Genomic DNA, 17,888 nt, shown 5'->3' with positions numbered 1-17,888 from the left:
GTTCATAACAATCGCCACTATCCCGCTTCAACTCCTTTGATCTACTGCCGCACCTCGACGCCACCTAGTGATTCAATGGAGCCGGAACATCAACGTTCTCTACGTTCGAGTCCGTCCGATATGCGTGTAGTTCGCGGTAAGCCATCCGTTCGTTGAGCGTATCGTCTTCGCTGTTCAACGCCCATTTGATGCGCCGGTTCACTGAATCGAGAGTTTGGAATTCATCGAAGTCCTGCAGTATTTCCCGTCGGCGGTCCCGAATGCTCATCGCTGATCGTAACCTATCCAGCGTACTTACAGTTTACTATGCGGATTGATCACACGCTGTATCGCGTGGTTCGTATCTGTGGCTAACAGACGTCAGATCGTTCTCACCGAATTTGGATCGAATCACAAGAATAACGCTCGAATCCCGCGAACGTACTCCCGATGCACTTCGACCACGCCGGAATCGCGACGGAGGACGCACGGGCACTCGCGGAACTGTATTCGGACCTCTTCGGCCTCGAGGTCGTCCACGAGGAGACGTTCGACGGGATGCGCGTCGTCTTCCTGGACTGCGAAAACGGCTATTTCGAACTGCTCGAACCCGTCGAGAAGGGGACCATCTCCCGGTACCTCGAGAACAACGGCGCGGGCATTCACCACCTCGCGCTCGCGACGGAGGACATCGAGGGGGCACTCGAGACGGCACGTAACCACGACGTGCGGTTAATCGACGAAGAACCCCGTCCCGGCGCGTGGGGGCACACGGTCGCGTTTCTCCACCCGAAAGATACCGGCGGCATTCTGATCGAGTTCGTCGAACACTGACGTCGAAAACGACGTTTCACGGCGAGATCGAGACCCGGCACTGAACGGGCGTCTCGAGTCGGGTGAGTGCCGCGACTCAGTCGAGTTGACTCTCGTCCGGTTCGCCGCTCTCGACGTCGATACGGTGGGGTTCGGGGCGTTCGTCGCCGCCGTCTCTCCCTTCGCTCCCGCCGCCGACCGGAATCTTCGTCCGGAGGTCGCTGGCGAACGACTGGACCTGATCGACGAGCGTCTTGACTTCCTCTTCGAACTGCTCGACCGAGCGCTCGACGTAGTGGACTCGGTGGGACGGAATCCGCCGGACGATATCGTGGCCGTCCTCGTCCTCGTCGGTTTTGATGATCCAGTGATCCTGAAAGTACGCGATGTGCTCGTTCGGAACCGTCTTTCTCACGGTCCCTTCGTCCGGTTCGTCGTAAACGATGGTCGCCTGGCCGATGTCCCGCTCGAGTTCGAGGTCGTCGTCAACCATACCCGTGCTAGCGGCGGGGTGTGCGTAGGTACTGTGCTTGCGAGCGATTACAGTACGCCGGCGGCTCGACGCTATCCGAAGTTCTCGATCAGCGCCTCGTCCGAGTCGCCGCCGGCGTCGTCGATCGTTTCGGCGACGAAGGTCACGAAGTCCTCGAACCCAAAGGCGTAGATCTGGCCGTCCTCGAGGTGTCCCTCGACCGCCTCGGCCAGCCCATCGCGATCGTCTTCGTCGAGGATCACGACGTCTGCGCCGTCGTCTTCGAGCGCTTCCAGCCGCTCCGTGTGGGCCGGCTCGTCGTCCTGATAGACGACGACCGCGTCGTGGCCCGAGTCGTGGGCCGCTTCGGCGATCGCGACCGCGGGACCGACGCCCGGGCCGCCCGCGACGGCGACGATATGGTCGTCGCGCTCGTAGGTGATCGTCCCGAAGGGGCCCTCGACGTGGACGGTCTCCCCGCCCTCGAGGTTGGCGAGCCACGGCGAGAGGTCGCCCTCGGGATCGATCCCGACCGTAATCTCGAACGTTTCCTCGACCGACGCCGACGAGAGCGTGTAGTGGCGCATGACCACGTCGTCCTCGTCGACGTTCTCCTCGTCGTCGACGTCCCACGGGACGGCCCGCAGCAGGACGAACTGTCCGGGCACGGCGTCGAACGCTTCGGGCGTCTCGAGTTCGAGCGCGACGGTTCCGGGACCTACTTCGCGGACCGATTCGACGGTGACTGGCGTCCCTTCCATGACGGCTCCTTCTTGCGCAGGTCGAAAAGGCGTTCTCATTTCCCGCCCGTCCCCGTCGCGACGACGCGTTAGACACTTCGCAACGATCGACCGGGTCCGTCCGTCGCGAAAGGAGGAGGTTTGCTTTACAAACGTCTCCAGCATGCATTTATTACTGGGAAAGTTCTATTATTCATATATAAAATAGCAATTCTACACACACGTGTCAGGTATCGATACAGTCCGGCGGTGAGGGTTTCAGAAGCCTTTTCATTTACTGGGAGCAAGATTCAGCATAACATGGCTGAGGATCTCAACTGGGCGGTCGGAGGCGAGGCCGGAGACGGTATCGACTCCACGGGTAAAATCTTTGCTCAGGCACTTTCCCGAGCCGGACGGCACGTATTCACGTCGAAAGACTTCGCGTCACGAATCCGCGGTGGGTACACCGCGTACAAGATCCGGACGTCGGTCGACGACATCCAGAGCGTCGTCGATCGCCTGGATATCCTCGTCGCGCTGACACAGCGAACTATCGACGAGAACCTCGACGAACTCCACGAGGGCAGCGCCGTCATCTACGACGGCGAACGCTCCTGGGAGGCGGAGATTCCAGACGACATTACTGCGGTCGACGTCCCGCTGAAATCGCTCGCCGAAGACGCCGGCGGCGCGATCATGCGCAACATCGTCGCGCTCGGCGCCGCGTGTGAGATCACCGGCTTCGACGTCGAGTATCTCGACGAGGCCCTCGAGAAGCGCTTCGGCGGCAAAGGATCGAAGATCGTCGAGAACAACAAGGAGGCCGCCCGGCTCGGCCAGGAGTACGTCCAGGAGAACTACGATCTGGACCACCTCGGCTACAACCTCGAAACCACGGACAATGACTACGTCCTCCTGAACGGCAACGAAGCGATCGGTATGGGTGCGATCGCCGCCGGCTGCCGATTCTACGCTGGATACCCGATCACGCCCGCGACGTCCATCATGGAGTACCTGACGGAACGGATCGAAGACTACGGTGGACACGTCGTGCAGGCCGAAGACGAGCTCTCGGCGATCAACATGGCGCTGGGTGGCGCACGCGCCGGCGCTCGTGCGATGACCGCGACGTCTGGTGCCGGGATCGACCTCATGACCGAGACCTTCGGGCTGGTTGCGACCAGCGAAACGCCGCTCGTTATCACCGACGTCCAGCGATCCGGCCCCTCGACCGGGATGCCGACGAAGCAGGAACAGGGCGATCTTAATATGGCGCTCTACGGCGGCCACGGCGAAGTTCCGCGGTTCGTCATCGCGCCGACGACGATCACCGAGTGCTTCTGGAAGACGATCGAGGCGTTCAATATCGCCGAGAAGTACCAGACGCCGGTTTTCCTCGTCTCCGATCTGGCGATGTCCGTCACCGAGCAGACGTTCCCGCCCGAAGCGTTCGACATGGACGAGGTCGAAATCGACCGCGGCAAGCTCGTCGACGAGGACGAAGTCGACGAGTGGCTCGACGCCCAGGGCCGGTTCCGCGCCCACGCCGCCACCGAAGACGGCGTCAGTCCGCGTGCGATCCCCGGCACTACCGACGCGGCTCACATGACGACCGGCCTCGAGCACGACGAACTCGGTCGCCGAACGGAAGAGGAGGACGAACGCGTCCAGCAGGTCGACAAACGAAACCGGAAGGTCGAGACCGCCAAGAACGAGGAGGACTGGGACTACCGCGAGTTCGGGGACGCCGACGCCGACAACCTCATCATCTCGTGGGGCTCGAACGAGGGTGCGCTGGTCGAAGCCCTCGGCTACCTCGAAGAGGACGGGATCGACGTTCGCGTGATCTCGGTTCCGTACATCTTCCCGCGGCCGGATCTGACCGAGGAGATCGAGGCCGCCGACGAAGCGATCGTCGTCGAATGTAACGCAAACGGTCAGTTCGCCGACGTGATCGAACACGACGTGCTTACCCGCGTCAAGCGCATTAACAAGTACACCGGTGTCCGCTTCAAGGCGGACGAACTCGCCGAAGAGATTACCAACAAAATCGCGGAAGAGGTGCCTGCACAATGAGCTCCGACGTACGATTCACCGACTTCAAATCCGACAAGCAGCCGACCTGGTGTCCCGGATGCGGCGACTTCGGGACGATGAACGGCATGATGAAAGCCCTCGCCGAGACCGGCAACGACCCCGACAACACGTTCGTGGTGGCCGGGATCGGTTGTTCCGGCAAGATCGGGACGTACATGCACAGCTACGCCCTTCACGGCGTCCACGGCCGTGCGCTCCCGCTTGCAACCGGCGTCAAGATGGCTCGCCCCGACATCGAAGTCATGGCCGCCGGCGGAGACGGTGACGGCTACTCGATCGGTGCGGGTCACTTCGTCCACGCCGTCCGCCGGAACGTCGATATGTCCTACGTCGTCATGGACAACCGTATCTACGGCCTGACCAAGGGTCAGGCCTCGCCGACCTCGCGGTCCGACTTCGAGACCTCGACGACCCCCGAGGGGCCGAAGCAGCCGCCGGTCAACCCGCTTGCACTCGCACTGGCTTCCGGCGCGTCCTTTATCGCCCAGTCGTTCGCCTCGGATGCGCTGCGACACCAGGAGATCGTCAAGGAAGCCATCGAACACGACGGCTTCGGCTTCGTCAACGTCTTCAGCCCGTGTGTCACGTTCAACGACGTCGACACCTACGACTACTTCCGTGACAACCTGGTCGATCTTCAGGAAGAGGAGGACCACGATCCAACGGACTACGAGTCCGCCAAGGAAGTCATCCTCGACAGCGACAAGGAGTACCAGGGCGTCATGTACCAGGACGAGAACTCGGTGCCGTACCACGAACAACACGGTGTTACCGAAAACATGTCCGACATTCCCGACGGCGCACCCGACGACGCGATGGATCTCGTCCGCGAGTTCTACTAACGACCGCCGTCGAACGCTGTGCTGATTTTTCGTTTGTCTCGACCCGTATCACATCGAACCTGAGTCCCGGATAGCCGCTGCTGAGGAGCGGTCAACGGACCGGTCGCTCGAGGCGAGCGTGGGAAGTCCAACTACAACCCGGAGGAGTCGACGTCCGTGGCGCGGAGCGGATCAGACCGGATGCTCGACGGATTCCATCAGTACCTCGGCGTTCGCCGATTCCTCGGCGAGTGCGGCGGGATAGCTGCCGAGCAAGACGATGATATCGTCCTCGTGAGCGAACGACGTCAGCGCGATCTCGACGTCGATCGACTCGCCCTCGAGATCGGTTTCGCCTTCGAACACGTCGACGTCTCGGCCGTCGCCGAGGATCTCGAGCGAGAACGACTCCTGATGGGTGATGTTCTCGATACTGCCGTGGTCGCCGTCGAGTTGTCCGATAAACTCCTCGAGGAGGTCTTCGTTGCTCATGTCCGCGATCGGGTTGACCGAGTAGCCGAGCACCGAGACGTCCGGAACGGAGACGGCGGCGAAGAAACTGCCTTCGTGTTCGTAGCCTCGATACTCGACCTCTTTCGAGTAAATCGAGGTCCAGATCGAGGCATGGACGTCGCGTTCGACGCCGACCTCGACGGTCTCGTCGATGGATTCCTCCTCGATCTCGTGCGTTTCGTAGCCGGCGTCTTCGAGGGCGGCGTCGGTCGGGGCCGCGCGTTCGGACTGCAGTTCGAGCGGGCCGTTGCCGCGGACGAAATCGAGACAGCCGGCCGTGAGTGCAAGCGTGCCCGTTGCTCCTGCGGCGAGTAGCGTTCGTCGAGAGAGAGTCATTATTCCAGTAGTGCCAAAGCGGCCGTATAGTAGTTGTGGCACGTTCATTCGTGGAGACAAGAACATCTGATCGAGTTGAATGGTTGCACGATTCGCAGGCGGGTATCGGACACATCAAGAGTTATCGGGATCGGCCTCACCTGTGTACGTATGACCGAGTTTTCACGACGGGTCGAGCAGGTGTCGATCAGCGGCATTCGCGAAGTGTTCGAGGCGGCCAGCGAGGACGCGATCAACCTCGGCATCGGACAGCCGGACTTCCCGACTCCGGCCCACGCTCGTCAAGGGGCGATCGAAGCCATCGAGGCTGGTCAGACCGACGCCTACACGTCGAACAAGGGAACCCAGTCCCTTCGGGACGCCATCTCCGCGAAGTACGACCGCGACTACGACCTCGCGATCGATCCCGAGGACGTCATTGCGACGTCGGGCGGCAGCGAAGCCCTCCACATCGCCCTTGAGGCCCACGTCGACCCGGGCCAGGAAGTGATCTTCCCCGATCCGGGTTTCGTCGCCTACGACGCCCTGACGAAGATCGCCGACGGAACGCCGACCCCCGTTCCACTCCGTGAGGATCTCACGCTCGATCCCGCCACCGTCGAAGAAGCGATCACCGACGAAACGGCCGCGTTTATCGTCAATAGCCCGGCCAACCCAACGGGTGTCGTCCAGAGCGAAGTGGACATGCGGGAGTTTGCCCGCATCGCTGACGAACACGACGTGCTCTGTATCTCCGACGAAGTGTACGAACACATCGTCTTCGAGGGCGAACACCGCTCGCCGATGGCGTTCGCCGAGACGGACAACGTCGTCGTCGTCAGCGCCTGCTCGAAGACGTACTCGATGACCGGCTGGCGACTCGGCTGGGTCACCGGCTCGAACCGCCGCATCGAGCGCATGCTCCGGGTCCACCAGTACGGTCAGGCGTGTGCCTCCGCGCCCGCACAGTACGCCGCCGAAGCCGCCCTAACGGGGCCACAGGAGCCGGTCGAAGAGATGGTCGAGGCGTTCGAAGAGCGCCGTGACGTCGTCGTAGACGGGCTCAACGACGCCGGCCTCGAGGTACCGACGCCACAGGGAGCGTTCTACGTGATGCCGAAGGTCCCCGAGGGCTGGTGTGACGAGGTCCTCGACCGTGACGTGGTCGTCGTCCCCGGCGAGGCCTTCGGTGCGAACGGCGAGGGCTACGCTCGACTGTCCTATGCAACCGGTATGGAGGAGCTGAAGGAGGCCCTCGAGATCATCGACGACGCGACGCGAGCGGTTCGGTGAACGCGATCTCTTCGCTCCCTTCCTGAGCCGGGAAGATCCCGACCGTAACGTCCTCGAGTTGACCGTGACCGTGGCCGTGACTGTGGCTGTGCCCGCCGATGGCTTCGCTCATCACGTGTGAGCAGGGCCAGCGAGCGGTCAACCGTTTGACTCGCTGATGCACCGTGATAGGGCCCGAGGCTGGACGAGTCACCGGAAACTGTACTCTTATACGGTTCTATGGCGTGTGATCGAACGACATGCGCGCTGTACGCCTACACGAACACGGCGACGCGGACGTACTGCAAGTAGACGACGTCGACCGCCCCGATCCCGGCGAGGACGAACTCCTCGTCGAGGTGGCCGCCGCAGGGGTCAACCCCGTCGACACCTACTTCCGGGACGGCTCCTACGAACCGGTCGGCGTGCCGTTTACCCCCGGCGTCGACTTTTCGGGGGTCGTCGCAGCAACGGGTGACGGCGTCGATGACTTCGCGGACGGCGACCGCGTCTTCGGAACCGGGATCGGTAACGCCTCCGATCAGGGAGCCTACGCCGAGTACGCCACGGTCCCAACGGATCGCGTCGTTCACCTTCCCGACGATGCGGACCTGGCCGAGGCGGGCGCGGCGGGCGTCGCCGCCGTCACCGCCTGGCGCGCGCTGATCGACCACGCCGCGCTCGACCCCGCCGAGTACTGTCTGGTCCACGGCGGCTCCGGCGGCGTCGGCCACGCCGCCGTCCAGATCGGGGCCGCGGTCAGCGCCCGCGTCATCACCACCGCTTCCGAGTCCTACCACGACGACCTCGAGTCCCTCGGTGCCGAGACCGTCCTCGACTACGGCCGAGACGATCTGGCCGATGCCACGCTCGAGGCCAGCGACGGCGGCGTCGACGCGATCCTCGACCACCGACTCGACGACTACCTGCAGTTCGACGCGGACGTCGCCGCGACCGGCTGTCGGGTCGTCGGTATCGGCGAGAACAGCCCCGATCCGGCCTTTACGAACGACGGCGCTGCCCGCTCGAAGGACGTCAACTACCAGTTCATGAGCATGTTCAACACGCCGGATCTGCGGGTGCCGCTGCGGGGCGTCGCCCATCTCATGGCAACCGACGCGCTCTCGATCGAACTCGCGCGCAGCTACGATCTCGAGGAAGCGTCTCAAGCCCAGCGTGACGTAATGAACGACAGCTTCCTCGGTAAGCTGGTTATCGAACCCTAACGAAACGCGACATAGATTCGTGTTGGATGAGGAATGCCGGGGCCCTGTCAGTTGCCAGGGTCGGTATATAGGGATCCATTGATGTGGCCGAAAATAGCCGCAGTAGATCAGCTATACGAGACGGATTCTACGACATCGGGAATCTGTTGATCGAGCCGCATACGCCAATTCAGACCGACGTCGAGCCGGATGCTCGCGTTCGTGACAGTCCCCGTTTTCGAACCGTCCGTACCGCTAAGGGCGCGGTCGCCGTACGACCGGTATGGACCAATCTGTCAAACTCAACAATATCGAAAGCGTCCTCGAGGAGTTCGAGTATCCGATCGCTCGGGACGAGGTATGCGACCGCTGTGACGACGTGACGCTCGTTCTCGCAGAGGGTGACGCGAACCTCGGTGAGGTCGTCGCCAACTCGAACGACGACCGATTCGAGTCCGTTGACGATCTAAAAACCGAGGTGTTTACGCTCCTGCCTCGAAACGCCGTCGGCGAACCCTTCCAGTCGGAGGGGGAAGGATAGGGAAATCAGTTCCCGCCGATATTTGCCCCCGATCACGCTGCGTCGAGTAACGCAACACCGTCCTACACGAGGTCGGCGACGGCTTCCATCGTCGTCCGCTTTTCTCTCTCGGTCATCTCGTCGACGAAGCCGACGCGGACGGCGTCGACGCCGTCGATCTCGCGGTACGCGTCGACCCACTCGCGGACCTCCTCGGGCGTCCCCGCCGGAGCCAGGTCGTCGAGCACCTCGTCGGGTAACGCAGCGGCCATCGCCTCGGTATCTCGATCCTGCCAAGCCGCCCGGATCTCCTCGACGACGTCGGGGTAGCCCTGTTCAGCGACCGAATCGCCGTAGTAGGGGCCGTAAGCACCCAGCATGAACGCGATCGTGCCGCGAGCCTTCCGCCGGGCGAGTTCGCGGTCCTCGCTCGCGACCCCGCGGACGATCGGCGCGACGCGCAGATCTTCGAGCGACTTGTCACCCTCGGCGAGTTCGGCCCCGCGCTCGAGGTCCTCGAGGCGGTCCTCGAGACCCGCTTTCGTGAACAGTTGGGGTGCCCAGCCGTCGCCGAAGCGGCCGGCCATCTCTGTGGCTTTCGGACCGAGGGTTCCGAGATCGATCGGCGGCGGGGTCTCGGGAACGTCGCGTTCGTAGTTGAGTCCAGCGATATCGAATATTTCGCCTTCGTAGGCCGGAGAGCCGTTCCCGTAGACCGCACGGATGACCTCGATGGTTTCGCGGGTGCGCCGGAGCGGCCGGTCGAACTCGAGGCCGTGCCAGCGTTCGGTGATCGCCGGTGAACTCGGACCGAGGCCGAGTCGGAACCGGCCGTCGGAGGCGTCGTGCAGCGTGAGCGCGGTCTGGGCGAGCATCGCGGGCGAGCGTCCGTACGGTGAGATGACGTCGTTCGAGATGCCGAGTTCCTCGGTTCGATCAGCGGCGAGCGTCAGCGGCGGGACGATGTTCCACCCCGTCGTTTCGCCGACCGTAATCCGGTCGAAACCCAGTTCTTCGGCCTGAACGGCGCGGTCGGCGACGTCCTGTGGCTGCTCGTAGTCGCCGAGTCTGACCAGCAGGTCCAGTTCGGTGGTCACGGTGCTCCCCTCCGCGTCGGCTTTCGGTTCGGTCGACTGTCTGCCATCGTCAGCTACCGCGTCAGCCATTCCCATAAAATTGTAGCGTTTCCGCCCAGTTCGGCGACACGGACGACTCTTAGCTATCGAATCGATCGCGCTCGAGATCCCAGTGCTCGCGCAACAGCCCGTACTGGATCGTATCGACGTACTCGCCGTCGACGAACCGGTCCCGCCGAATGCGGCCTTCCTCGTCGAAGCCGAGCGACTCGAGCAGGCCCCAGGAGGCGTCATTGAAGTCGTAGGCCGCCGCGCCGACGGCGGGTGTGTCGTACGTCCGGAAAACGTAGTCGACGACCAGCGAGACGGCCTCGCTCCCGTAGCCTTCGCCGTGGACCGCGGGTACGAGCCAGTAAACGAGTTCGGGACGCCGCCAGTCGGCGTCTTCGACCGACACGAGTCCGATCGGTCGCAGGCTGTCGGCGTCGTCCGGCTGCTCCGGTCCGAGTGGGTCCGCCTCGAGACAGACGAGGAACCGATCCGCGTTTTCGTCGTCGGTCCACTCCTTGAGGTCCGTCTGATTCAACAACGGGCTCCCGAGCGGGTAACGAAGCTCGGGATTGGCGTAGGCCCGCTGGAGGAAGTCGCGGTCTTCGGACTCGACGGTTCGGAGGGTCACTCGGTCGCCGCTCGTGATTCGGGCACCCGGCATACGTCCGTCAACGGAGAGTGTGGATATATGTATTCTGTCCTGAACGATACGTAAATCGAACGCTATCTCGGTACCGAACGATCCGAGGAAACGCCGAGCGGCCAGCGATCGACCGCACCGATCGCCGCTCGAGCACTCGAGCCGATCCGTCTGATACCGCCGTCGCTACGCACCAGCGGAATCTCCGTCCTCGAGAATCGTTGTACATAGTCGCTTTGCCGTCTCGAGGTGATCGTCCGCCGCCTCGTGGCCCGTCTCGTCGACCTCGGAGAGCAGCCCTCGAACCTTCTCGACGCGCTCGAGAACGGTGGCCTCATCCAGACTGGCTGTCGCGACATCGGCCGCGATCGCCTCGGCCTCGCCGAGCCAGCGGTTCGTTTCGCGGTCGATCGGTAACTCGGCGGTCGCCTCGAGGTGGCGGTGGAGTTCTCGCGTCCGTTCGCGTAATTCGTCGTCCGCATCGTCGGGCCGGCCGCCGTTCGAACTGTCGGTCACGATTGCTCCCACGGACTCGAGAACCGTGATGCTTACTCGGTACCGCTCTCGAGACGTGGGTCGCCTGTATCAGACAGGATTTCATGGCCGCGCCACGAGCGAACCAACAGCGCCATCGATGGTGGGAAACGTTGATACGGGTTCTGGACGACGTGATCGTATGACTCACGACTGTTCGTTCCTCGAGGATCTCGACCTCGCGGACGACCAGCTATCGTTCGCTGAGGGACGGCGAGAATCACACGCCGCCGACTGGGGCGCAGAACAGACCGGCGACGGTGTCGTGCCGGACGCAGTGGTGTATCCCGAGCGGACGGCGGACGTTTCGGAGATTCTCGCGGCCGCCACCGAACGCGGCGTCCCCGTCACCCCCTACGCTGCGGGGACGGGGCTCGAGGGCAACGCCGTGCCGGCCCGCGGGGGGATCAGCATGGATCTCACTCGGATGGATGAAATCGTCGACTACCGGCCAGAGGACTTCCAGATCGACGTCGAGCCGGGGCTCATCGGTTCGGCCGTCGACGAGTACGTCGCCGACGACGGGCTCTTTTTCCCGCCGCTGCCCTCCTCGGGCGATATCTCGACGATCGGCGGGATGGTCGCCACCGACGCCAGCGGGATGCAAACCGTTCGCTACGGCGAGATCGTCGACTGGGTGCTCGGCCTCGAGGCCGTGCTGGCCGACGGCACCGTCGTTCGGACCGGGTCGCGAGCGATCAAGTCCTCGAGCGGCTACAACCTGACCGACCTCATCGTCGGGAACGAGGGAACGCTGGCCGTCGTCACCGAGGTGACGCTGGAACTCTCGGGGCGTCCCCAACAGATCCGTGGCGGTCGAGCTATCTTCGAGACGCTCGACGACGCGACCGAGGCGATCGCCGACGCAATTCGGACGGAAGTCGACGTCGCCAAAATCGAACTGGTCGACGACCTGAGCGCTCGGATCGCCAATCGGTATCTCGACACGGGCCTCCCCGACGCGCCGATGGTCTTCCTCGAGTTCCACGCCAATCACGGCATCGAGGAGGAAATCGACCTCTGTCGGACGATCTTCGAGGAGCACGACGTGCTTCGGTTCGAAATGAGCGACGACGACGCCGAGATGGATCGACTCTGGAAAGCCCGGCGAGAACTGGCCTACGCCGTCCGGAGCTACGATGCCGACCTCGAGCCGCTCCACCCCGGAGACGTGACGGTGCCGCTCGATTCCTACCCCGAAATCGTCAGGGAGACCAAACGGCTCGCCGACGAGGCGGGCCTCCTCGCACCCTGTTACGGCCACGCCGGTGACGGCAACCTCCATCACACGGTGCTCGTCGATCCGAACGATCCCGAACAGGTCGAACGCGGCGAAGCAGTGTACGAACAAACTGTCGAACGGGCGATCGAACTCGGCGGAACGGTCACCGGCGAACACGGTATCGGCCAGGGAAAACGCAAGTTCCTCGAGGCCGAACACGGCGCGGGTGGGGTCGATGCAATGCGACGGGTCAAGCGCGCACTCGATCCGACGGGAACGCTCAATCCGGGGAAAATCTTTCCCGAAACGGAAGCCGAGTAGCGTCTCCTGTCGGTGTCGAGTTGGGTCCGATCCCAATCTACCTTCAAACCAATCCCGACCTAAACGAATCGGACAACCGACAGACCTCCGTTCAACACCGAACGGTTATCCTCGAGTTCGTTGTTTCTCGGTGCATGACCGTCCCGAGCGCGATGGTGAAAACGGCGGTGTTTTCGGTGCTCGTTCCGGGAACCGTCGCCGGTCTCATCCCGAAACTGTTGGCTCGATACGACCGGGAAGCACCCTCGCTCGATTCCAGGATCGCACGGTCGCTCGGTCGCGTCTCGTTCGTTTTGGGACTACTCCTCTACCTCCATACTGCCTGGCGATTCGCCTCCGAAGGACGGGGGACGCCGTCACCAACCCACGAGACGGAAGACCTCGTTACGGGCGGCGTCTACGCCCATCTGCGCAATCCGATGTACGTCGGCGTGCTCTTGCTCATCGGCGGACAGGCTGTCCGGTACAAATCGCTCCACGTACTCTGGTGGGCCGTCGTCTGTTGGCTCGGCTTTCATCGGCGTATCATCGAGTATGAAGAACCCCGTTTACTGGAGGCACACGGAGCCGCGTACGAAGATTACTTCGAAGAGGTTCCGCGATGGGTTCCGCGACTGCACCCGCCCCACGACCGCTGATTCACGCTCGAGCCGTGTCGGATACCGATCGCAGTTCAATTCGGTCGAAGGTCGGTTGGTGAGCGGAGCAGCGACTCGGCTACGAGTCTGTGACGGAAAGTCGCCGATACCGTCGAGCGCGTGCGGCCGGCGTCAATCGAACAGGAAGCGATCGAGGATCGGCCGGAGGAACGACCCCCGGCGGGTTTTCTTGGAGTGGACGAGCAACACCGGCTGTTCGATCGCGGCGGCGATTCGATCGGAGCGCTGTTCGATGACCAGATCGGGGAGCCGACGGTGGGTCACCGTGCTGAGCATGACGATATCGGACGACTCGAGTTCTTTTGAGAGCCCCGAGACGGCGTCGTTGGATCGGATGATCGTCGATTCGACGGGAACGGTACAGAGGTCGTCGAGCTCGGCGTGGTAGTCCTCGATCGTCTCGAGGAGTTTGTCGGGGGCGTTCTCGGAAACCGCATAGCAAAACCTGATGCGGGCGCCGAGGACGTCGGCCATCGCGTCCGCGAGTTCGACTTTGAGCGGATCGTTGAACGGACTCCGGTCGGTGACGATGGCGATTTCGTCGACGGTGACGCGCTGTTCGTGCTGGACGAAGACGACGTCACAGGGGGCGTGTTCCATGATCCAGTCGGTGTCCCGGCCGAAGAGGGTCCCGAGTCGACTGGTCGCCTCCTGGCGTGCCAGAATGAGGTCGGAACCGGTTCGGTCGGCGAAGTTGACGACTGCGTGACGCGTGTCGTGGCTGACGATCTCGCCGACTTCGACGGGGACCTCGAGGTAGCGAACGAGGTCGTCGGTTCGCTGCTCGAACTCGAGGTCTTCTTCGGATAGCTCTTCGGCGGCCGTGTCGAGTGGCACCTGATCGGGCACCTCGTCGAATCGAACGACGCGGATCCGTCCGCCGCGTCGCTTGACGATCGGTGCGGCCATCTGAATCAGTGCATCCTCCTGTTCGCGGGTCACGTCCTGTCTGATCGGAATAAGGACCTCGTACTGATCCGGATCGTACTCGTCGGCTTGTTCCAGTTGTTCTTCGGTGTCGCGAACGAACTGTTTCCCGGCTTCGCGGCGAGCGAGTCCCTTGGCGACGCCTTCGCGTTCGACCTTTTCCTTTGCGTACCAGCGGAACCAGACGAAGCCGAAGATCACGATGGCGATCGAGCCGATAATTTCCTGCGCGTCCATCTGCGTGATGATGAAAATCCCGGAGACGATCCCGAACAGTTGGACCCAGGGATAGCCCGGCGTGTGGAAGTCGGGGTTGTACCACTCGAGGTCGCGTTCGCGGAAGGCGATTAGCGCCCCACAGACCAGAATGTAGACGAGGATCTGGAACGCCCCGGCCATCTTGGCGATTTCGTCGACTTCCTGTGTGGCAACGATGAAAATGATGATCGCACCGGTCGTGAGAATGGCGACGAAGGGCGTCGAAAAGCGCGGATGAATGTACTCGAATTTGTCGAGGAAGAGGTTGTCACGGCTGAGCGCGAGCGGGTAGCGGGAGGCCGTCAGAATGCCCGCATTGGCCGTGCTGACGAGGGCTAGCAGCGCCGCGAGCACGATCGCGCCGACGGCGAGGAGTCCAAGTGGAATGCCGCCAGCGACCGTCAGATCCCCGAAGAGGAGCTCCGTCGCTTCAGCCATCGGCTCTTCCGTTCCGGCCAGTTCCGGCCCGTCGACGACCCCGACGAGAACGAAAACGAGCAGGGCGTAGAGAAACGCCGTCCCGATAAGCGAGATGAGCAGTCCGAGCGGGAGGTTGCGGCCTGGGTTTTCGATCTCCTCGGCGACGGCGGCGACCTTCGTCACGCCGGCGTAGGAAACCAGAACGAGTGCCGTCGCGCTGAGGATGCCGTCGATTCCCTCGTCGAAGAAGCCGTCGAAGTTCGCCCCCTCGACCTGCACGATCGAACCGGCGACGAACGCCGAGAGGATCGCGAGCATAACGATAACCATGATCAACTGGAGGCCGCCGGTCTGTTTGACCCCGAAGAGGTTGACGGCGATGAGAATAATCGCGAAGGTAATTCCGAGCGCCCGGACGCCGGGAATCGTAAGCGCTGCGTTGAGGCCGGGGATAGCGAGCTCCCACGTCGGGAGCTGGTAGACGAAATTGATGTAGAACATTCCGCCGTAGAGCGCGAGCGATCCTTTGAGCATCAACATGAGCCACGTGCCGAGTCCGGCGATGGTCCCGAACGAGGGCCCCAACCCGCGCTCGATGAACACGTAGTCCCCACCGGCCTCGGGCATCGCCGTCCCGAGTTCGGCGATGCTGAGTGCTGCCGGCACGACGAGGATCGCGGCGATCACGAACGCGACGATCACGGCCGGCCCCGCTTCCGCCATCGCGACGCCAGGTAAGATGAAGATCCCGCTCCCGATCATCGCCCCCATACTGATCGCGATTACGGCGAACAACCCAAGGTCGCGCTCGAGATCCTTCGTCATCACCCGACCCTTTTGAACGGAGACTAAGAAATGTTCGCATTTCAATTTTCTCTTCCGATTTTGCCCACTGGTTGTGATTATGCGGCAAATAATGTGCCATGAAAATCCACACTTATTTATTTTCTCACTGCAGTCGGCTAGAACGTATCGACGACGTCGTGGAGACAGCCGTCAGCGGTGAAGTGGCTAAAGTGGTCCGAACGTACCCGACGTTGTGGTCTGTGTATCCAGCGGCGTCCCATCGACGCCGGCAGCCCCGACGGCGGTTCCCCACTCGGCGGTCCCGTACGCCCAGTCGAGGACCGCGTCGTCTTCCGTCCAATATCGTAGCCACTGGAAGTCAGTTTACACCTGATCGCACGACAGCTGTGCGATCAGCGTGTAAACAGTTCCAGTTGTTACTATGGTTGTCCAGCCGTCCCGTCGCGGCCTCGATACTCGAGCCGTAGCGGCCGCCCATCGAGACGGTGGCGGCGTCCGCCGCACCGCCCAGTAGCGTCGTCGACTCGCCGACGCCGGTCCGTCCCCATTCTGCGAGCGACTCCAGGGCACTGAGAACGACCCGCGCACCGAGCGAGTGACAGCACAGGCGAACGGCAACGCTCGGGTTCGCCTCCGCGTACTCGCTGACGAACGACGCCGGCTTCGAACCGTTTTGCTCCGTGATTTCCGTCGCGGAGTACCAGCCGAAATCGGCGTCCCAGGTGTAGCCGACGACGGGGTAGTCGTACCCCTCGGCTGCAAACGTCGTGCCCGTCTCCTCGACCGAACAGACGCCGCCCTCGAAATCGTTATTCCAACTGTGGGCGTGAACCAGGAGTTCGTCGACCGGATCGGTGTGAACGCCGGGTATCTCGTCTCCCTCGAACTCGAACGTAGACGGCGTGTTGCCGTCGGTCAGGACGACGCTGCCGTACCACGTCGTCTCGAAGTGGCCGCGAGTCGTCACCCGCGGATAGGACATCGGCGGGTCCTCACAACCGTCCGATTTCCCGGCCGAGGCCGGAGAGCTCGCCGCGGCGACGGCTCCCGTTCCGATCGCAACCGTGCCGACTCCCCGAAGGATCGATCGACGAGACGTGATCGCCGACGGGCCGTCACTGCGTGCTTCGTTATCTTCTGAGATGGCTTTATCTCACTATCTAACCACCATTATTATTTAGTACAGTCTCAGAAAATACAGCTCTCGAAGCTATCTCTCTATTGAATGGATGCGTTCGCGTGCCCAACCCACTGCGTTTTTAACACCCGGGCGTGTAGGTGGCAGTAGCGAAACCCGCGGGCAAGTGCGTTCGGGGCTCACGGCGGTGTCGTGGGCCGATTGGAGGGGAATCCCCTCCCCGTTCGCATAGCGGGATGGCCGACGCGCTGTAAGACGCCGGGGCCGTACAACCGGGAGTCCGCGGACCGTTTCGATGAGAGTCCACCACGCGGCTTTCAGTACAACGAACCATGGAAATCGAAATCGCAACAATCGGCGGCTACGAAGAAGTCGGACGGCAGATGACTGCCGTCCGCGCCGGTGAAGACGTCGTCATCTTCGACATGGGTCTGAACCTCTCGCAGGTTCTCATCCACGACAACGTCGAAACCGAACGGATGCACAGTCTCGACCTGATCGACATGGGCGCGATCCCCGACGACCGGGTCATGAGCGACCTCGAGGGCGACGTAAAAGCGATCGTCCCGACACACGGTCACCTCGACCACATCGGTGCCATCTCGAAACTGGCCCACCGATACAACGCGCCGATCGTCGCGACGCCGTTTACGATCGAACTGGTCAAACAGCAGATCGAGGGCGAACAGAAGTTCGGCGTCGAGAACGACCTGATCAAGATGGACGCCGGCGAGACGATGTCGATCGGCGACTCCGGCGAGGTCGACCTCGAGTTCGTCAACGTCACCCACTCGATCATCGACGCGATCAATCCCGTCCTCCATACGCCCGAAGGCGCAGTCGTCTACGGCCTGGACAAGCGGATGGACCACAACCCGGTGCTCGGCGACCCGATCGATATGGAGCGGTTCCGCGAGATCGGTCGCGAGGGCGAAGGGGTCCTCTGTTACATCGAGGACTGTACGAACGCGAACAAGAAGGGACGCACTCCCTCCGAGAACGTCGCTCGAGAACACCTCCGCGACGTCCTCTACAGCATGGAGGACTACGACGGCGGGATCGTCGCCACCACCTTCTCGAGCCACATCGCCCGCGTCAAATCCCTT

The 17,888-nt window shown here is 62.6% G+C and carries 18 protein-coding genes; 9 read left to right on the top strand and 9 right to left on the bottom strand.

The annotated features are described in order from the left end of the window. Positions 1-429 precede the first annotated feature (429 nt). Positions 430-813: a methylmalonyl-CoA epimerase gene (gene mce, locus GS429_RS10710; protein WP_160065349.1), complete on the top strand. Its 384-nt coding sequence runs from the start codon at positions 430-432 to the stop codon at positions 811-813. A gap of 76 nt (positions 814-889) precedes the next feature. Here the strand turns inward: mce and GS429_RS10705 are convergent, their stop codons facing one another. Both GS429_RS10705 and GS429_RS10700 read right to left on the bottom strand, forming a co-directional pair. Further along, positions 890-1,285: a hypothetical protein gene (locus GS429_RS10705; RefSeq protein ID WP_160065348.1), complete on the bottom strand. Its 396-nt coding sequence runs from the start codon at positions 1,283-1,285 to the stop codon at positions 890-892. Between the two features lie 71 nt (positions 1,286-1,356). Next, entirely contained in the window at positions 1,357-2,025 is a 669-nt protein-coding gene (locus tag GS429_RS10700) for an FAD-dependent oxidoreductase (RefSeq protein WP_160065347.1), read from the bottom strand. Positions 2,026-2,304: 279 nt separating this feature from the next. Here GS429_RS10700 and GS429_RS10695 point away from each other — a divergent pair, with 279 nt between their 5' ends. Both GS429_RS10695 and GS429_RS10690 read left to right on the top strand, forming a co-directional pair. After that, positions 2,305-4,062 carry a 2-oxoacid:acceptor oxidoreductase subunit alpha gene (locus GS429_RS10695; RefSeq protein ID WP_160065346.1) on the top strand — a complete coding sequence of 586 codons (1,758 nt, stop codon included), beginning with the start codon at positions 2,305-2,307 and terminating at the stop codon, positions 4,060-4,062. Further along, positions 4,059-4,925, top strand: coding sequence for a 2-oxoacid:ferredoxin oxidoreductase subunit beta (locus GS429_RS10690; protein WP_160065345.1), 867 nt, complete (start codon positions 4,059-4,061; stop codon positions 4,923-4,925). Before GS429_RS10695 ends, GS429_RS10690 begins: the two co-directional genes overlap by 4 nt. 171 nt (positions 4,926-5,096) lie before the next feature. On the opposite strand, the gene GS429_RS10685 is transcribed toward GS429_RS10690, so the two are convergent. After that, entirely contained in the window at positions 5,097-5,753 is a 657-nt protein-coding gene (locus GS429_RS10685; RefSeq protein ID WP_160065344.1) for a DUF6517 family protein, read from the bottom strand. A 150-nt stretch (positions 5,754-5,903) separates the two neighbouring features. Between GS429_RS10685 and GS429_RS10680 the strand changes: the two genes are divergently transcribed. After that, positions 5,904-7,025 (top strand): pyridoxal phosphate-dependent aminotransferase, encoded by a 1,122-nt coding sequence (locus GS429_RS10680; RefSeq protein ID WP_160065343.1) that lies wholly within the window; start codon positions 5,904-5,906, stop codon positions 7,023-7,025. Here GS429_RS10680 and GS429_RS10675 read toward each other — a convergent pair. After that, entirely contained in the window at positions 6,994-7,137 is a 144-nt protein-coding gene (locus GS429_RS10675; RefSeq protein WP_160065342.1) for a hypothetical protein, read from the bottom strand. The two genes, GS429_RS10680 and GS429_RS10675, sit on opposite strands and share 32 nt — an antisense overlap. Positions 7,138-7,264: 127 nt before the next feature. Here GS429_RS10675 and GS429_RS10670 point away from each other — a divergent pair, with 127 nt between their 5' ends. Both GS429_RS10670 and GS429_RS10665 read left to right on the top strand, forming a co-directional pair. Beyond that, positions 7,265-8,230: an NADPH:quinone reductase gene (locus GS429_RS10670; RefSeq protein ID WP_160065341.1), complete on the top strand. Its 966-nt coding sequence runs from the start codon at positions 7,265-7,267 to the stop codon at positions 8,228-8,230. A gap of 262 nt (positions 8,231-8,492) precedes the next feature. Continuing rightward, positions 8,493-8,750: a DUF5789 family protein gene (locus GS429_RS10665; RefSeq protein WP_160065340.1), complete on the top strand. Its 258-nt coding sequence runs from the start codon at positions 8,493-8,495 to the stop codon at positions 8,748-8,750. Positions 8,751-8,812: 62 nt separating this feature from the next. Here GS429_RS10665 and GS429_RS10660 read toward each other — a convergent pair whose 3' ends face one another. From GS429_RS10660 to GS429_RS10650, 3 genes are all read right to left on the bottom strand, one after another. Beyond that, positions 8,813-9,826: a TIGR04024 family LLM class F420-dependent oxidoreductase gene (locus GS429_RS10660; RefSeq protein WP_328821346.1), complete on the bottom strand. Its 1,014-nt coding sequence runs from the start codon at positions 9,824-9,826 to the stop codon at positions 8,813-8,815. Between the two features lie 118 nt (positions 9,827-9,944). Then, the gene (locus tag GS429_RS10655; RefSeq protein ID WP_160065338.1) at positions 9,945-10,517 is read right to left on the bottom strand and encodes a GNAT family N-acetyltransferase; all 573 of its coding nucleotides are present in this window, start codon (positions 10,515-10,517) and stop codon (positions 9,945-9,947) included. Positions 10,518-10,682: 165 nt separating this feature from the next. After that, positions 10,683-11,012, bottom strand: coding sequence for a DUF8152 family protein (locus GS429_RS10650; RefSeq protein ID WP_328821345.1), 330 nt, complete (start codon positions 11,010-11,012; stop codon positions 10,683-10,685). Positions 11,013-11,172: 160 nt separating this feature from the next. Between GS429_RS10650 and GS429_RS10645 the strand changes: the two genes are divergently transcribed. Together GS429_RS10645 and GS429_RS10640 are read left to right on the top strand one after the other, a co-directional pair. Continuing rightward, on the top strand, positions 11,173-12,573 hold the full coding sequence (locus GS429_RS10645; RefSeq protein WP_160065337.1) for an FAD-binding oxidoreductase: 1,401 nt from the start codon (positions 11,173-11,175) through the stop codon (positions 12,571-12,573). 134 nt (positions 12,574-12,707) lie between these two features. Further along, positions 12,708-13,211, top strand: a complete 504-nt coding sequence (locus GS429_RS10640) for a methyltransferase family protein (RefSeq protein WP_160065336.1) — start codon at positions 12,708-12,710, stop codon at positions 13,209-13,211. Between the two features lie 132 nt (positions 13,212-13,343). Here GS429_RS10640 and GS429_RS10635 read toward each other — a convergent pair whose 3' ends face one another. Beyond that, entirely contained in the window at positions 13,344-15,662 is a 2,319-nt protein-coding gene (locus tag GS429_RS10635; protein ID WP_160065335.1) for an amino acid permease, read from the bottom strand. A gap of 340 nt (positions 15,663-16,002) precedes the next feature. Next, positions 16,003-16,626 carry an alpha/beta hydrolase gene (locus GS429_RS10630; RefSeq protein WP_235920789.1) on the bottom strand — a complete coding sequence of 208 codons (624 nt, stop codon included), beginning with the start codon at positions 16,624-16,626 and terminating at the stop codon, positions 16,003-16,005. A gap of 488 nt (positions 16,627-17,114) precedes the next feature. Here GS429_RS10630 and GS429_RS22170 point away from each other — a divergent pair. Then, positions 17,115-17,888, top strand: a 774-nt coding sequence (locus tag GS429_RS22170; RefSeq protein ID WP_235920788.1) for a ribonuclease J, incomplete at its 3' end; no start/stop codon positions are given.

The organism is Natronorubrum halalkaliphilum (assembly GCF_009834785.1).
Taxonomy (GTDB): Archaea; Halobacteriota; Halobacteria; order Halobacteriales; family Natrialbaceae; genus Natronorubrum; species Natronorubrum halalkaliphilum.
This window is presented reverse-complemented; position numbering and strand designations above follow the sequence as displayed.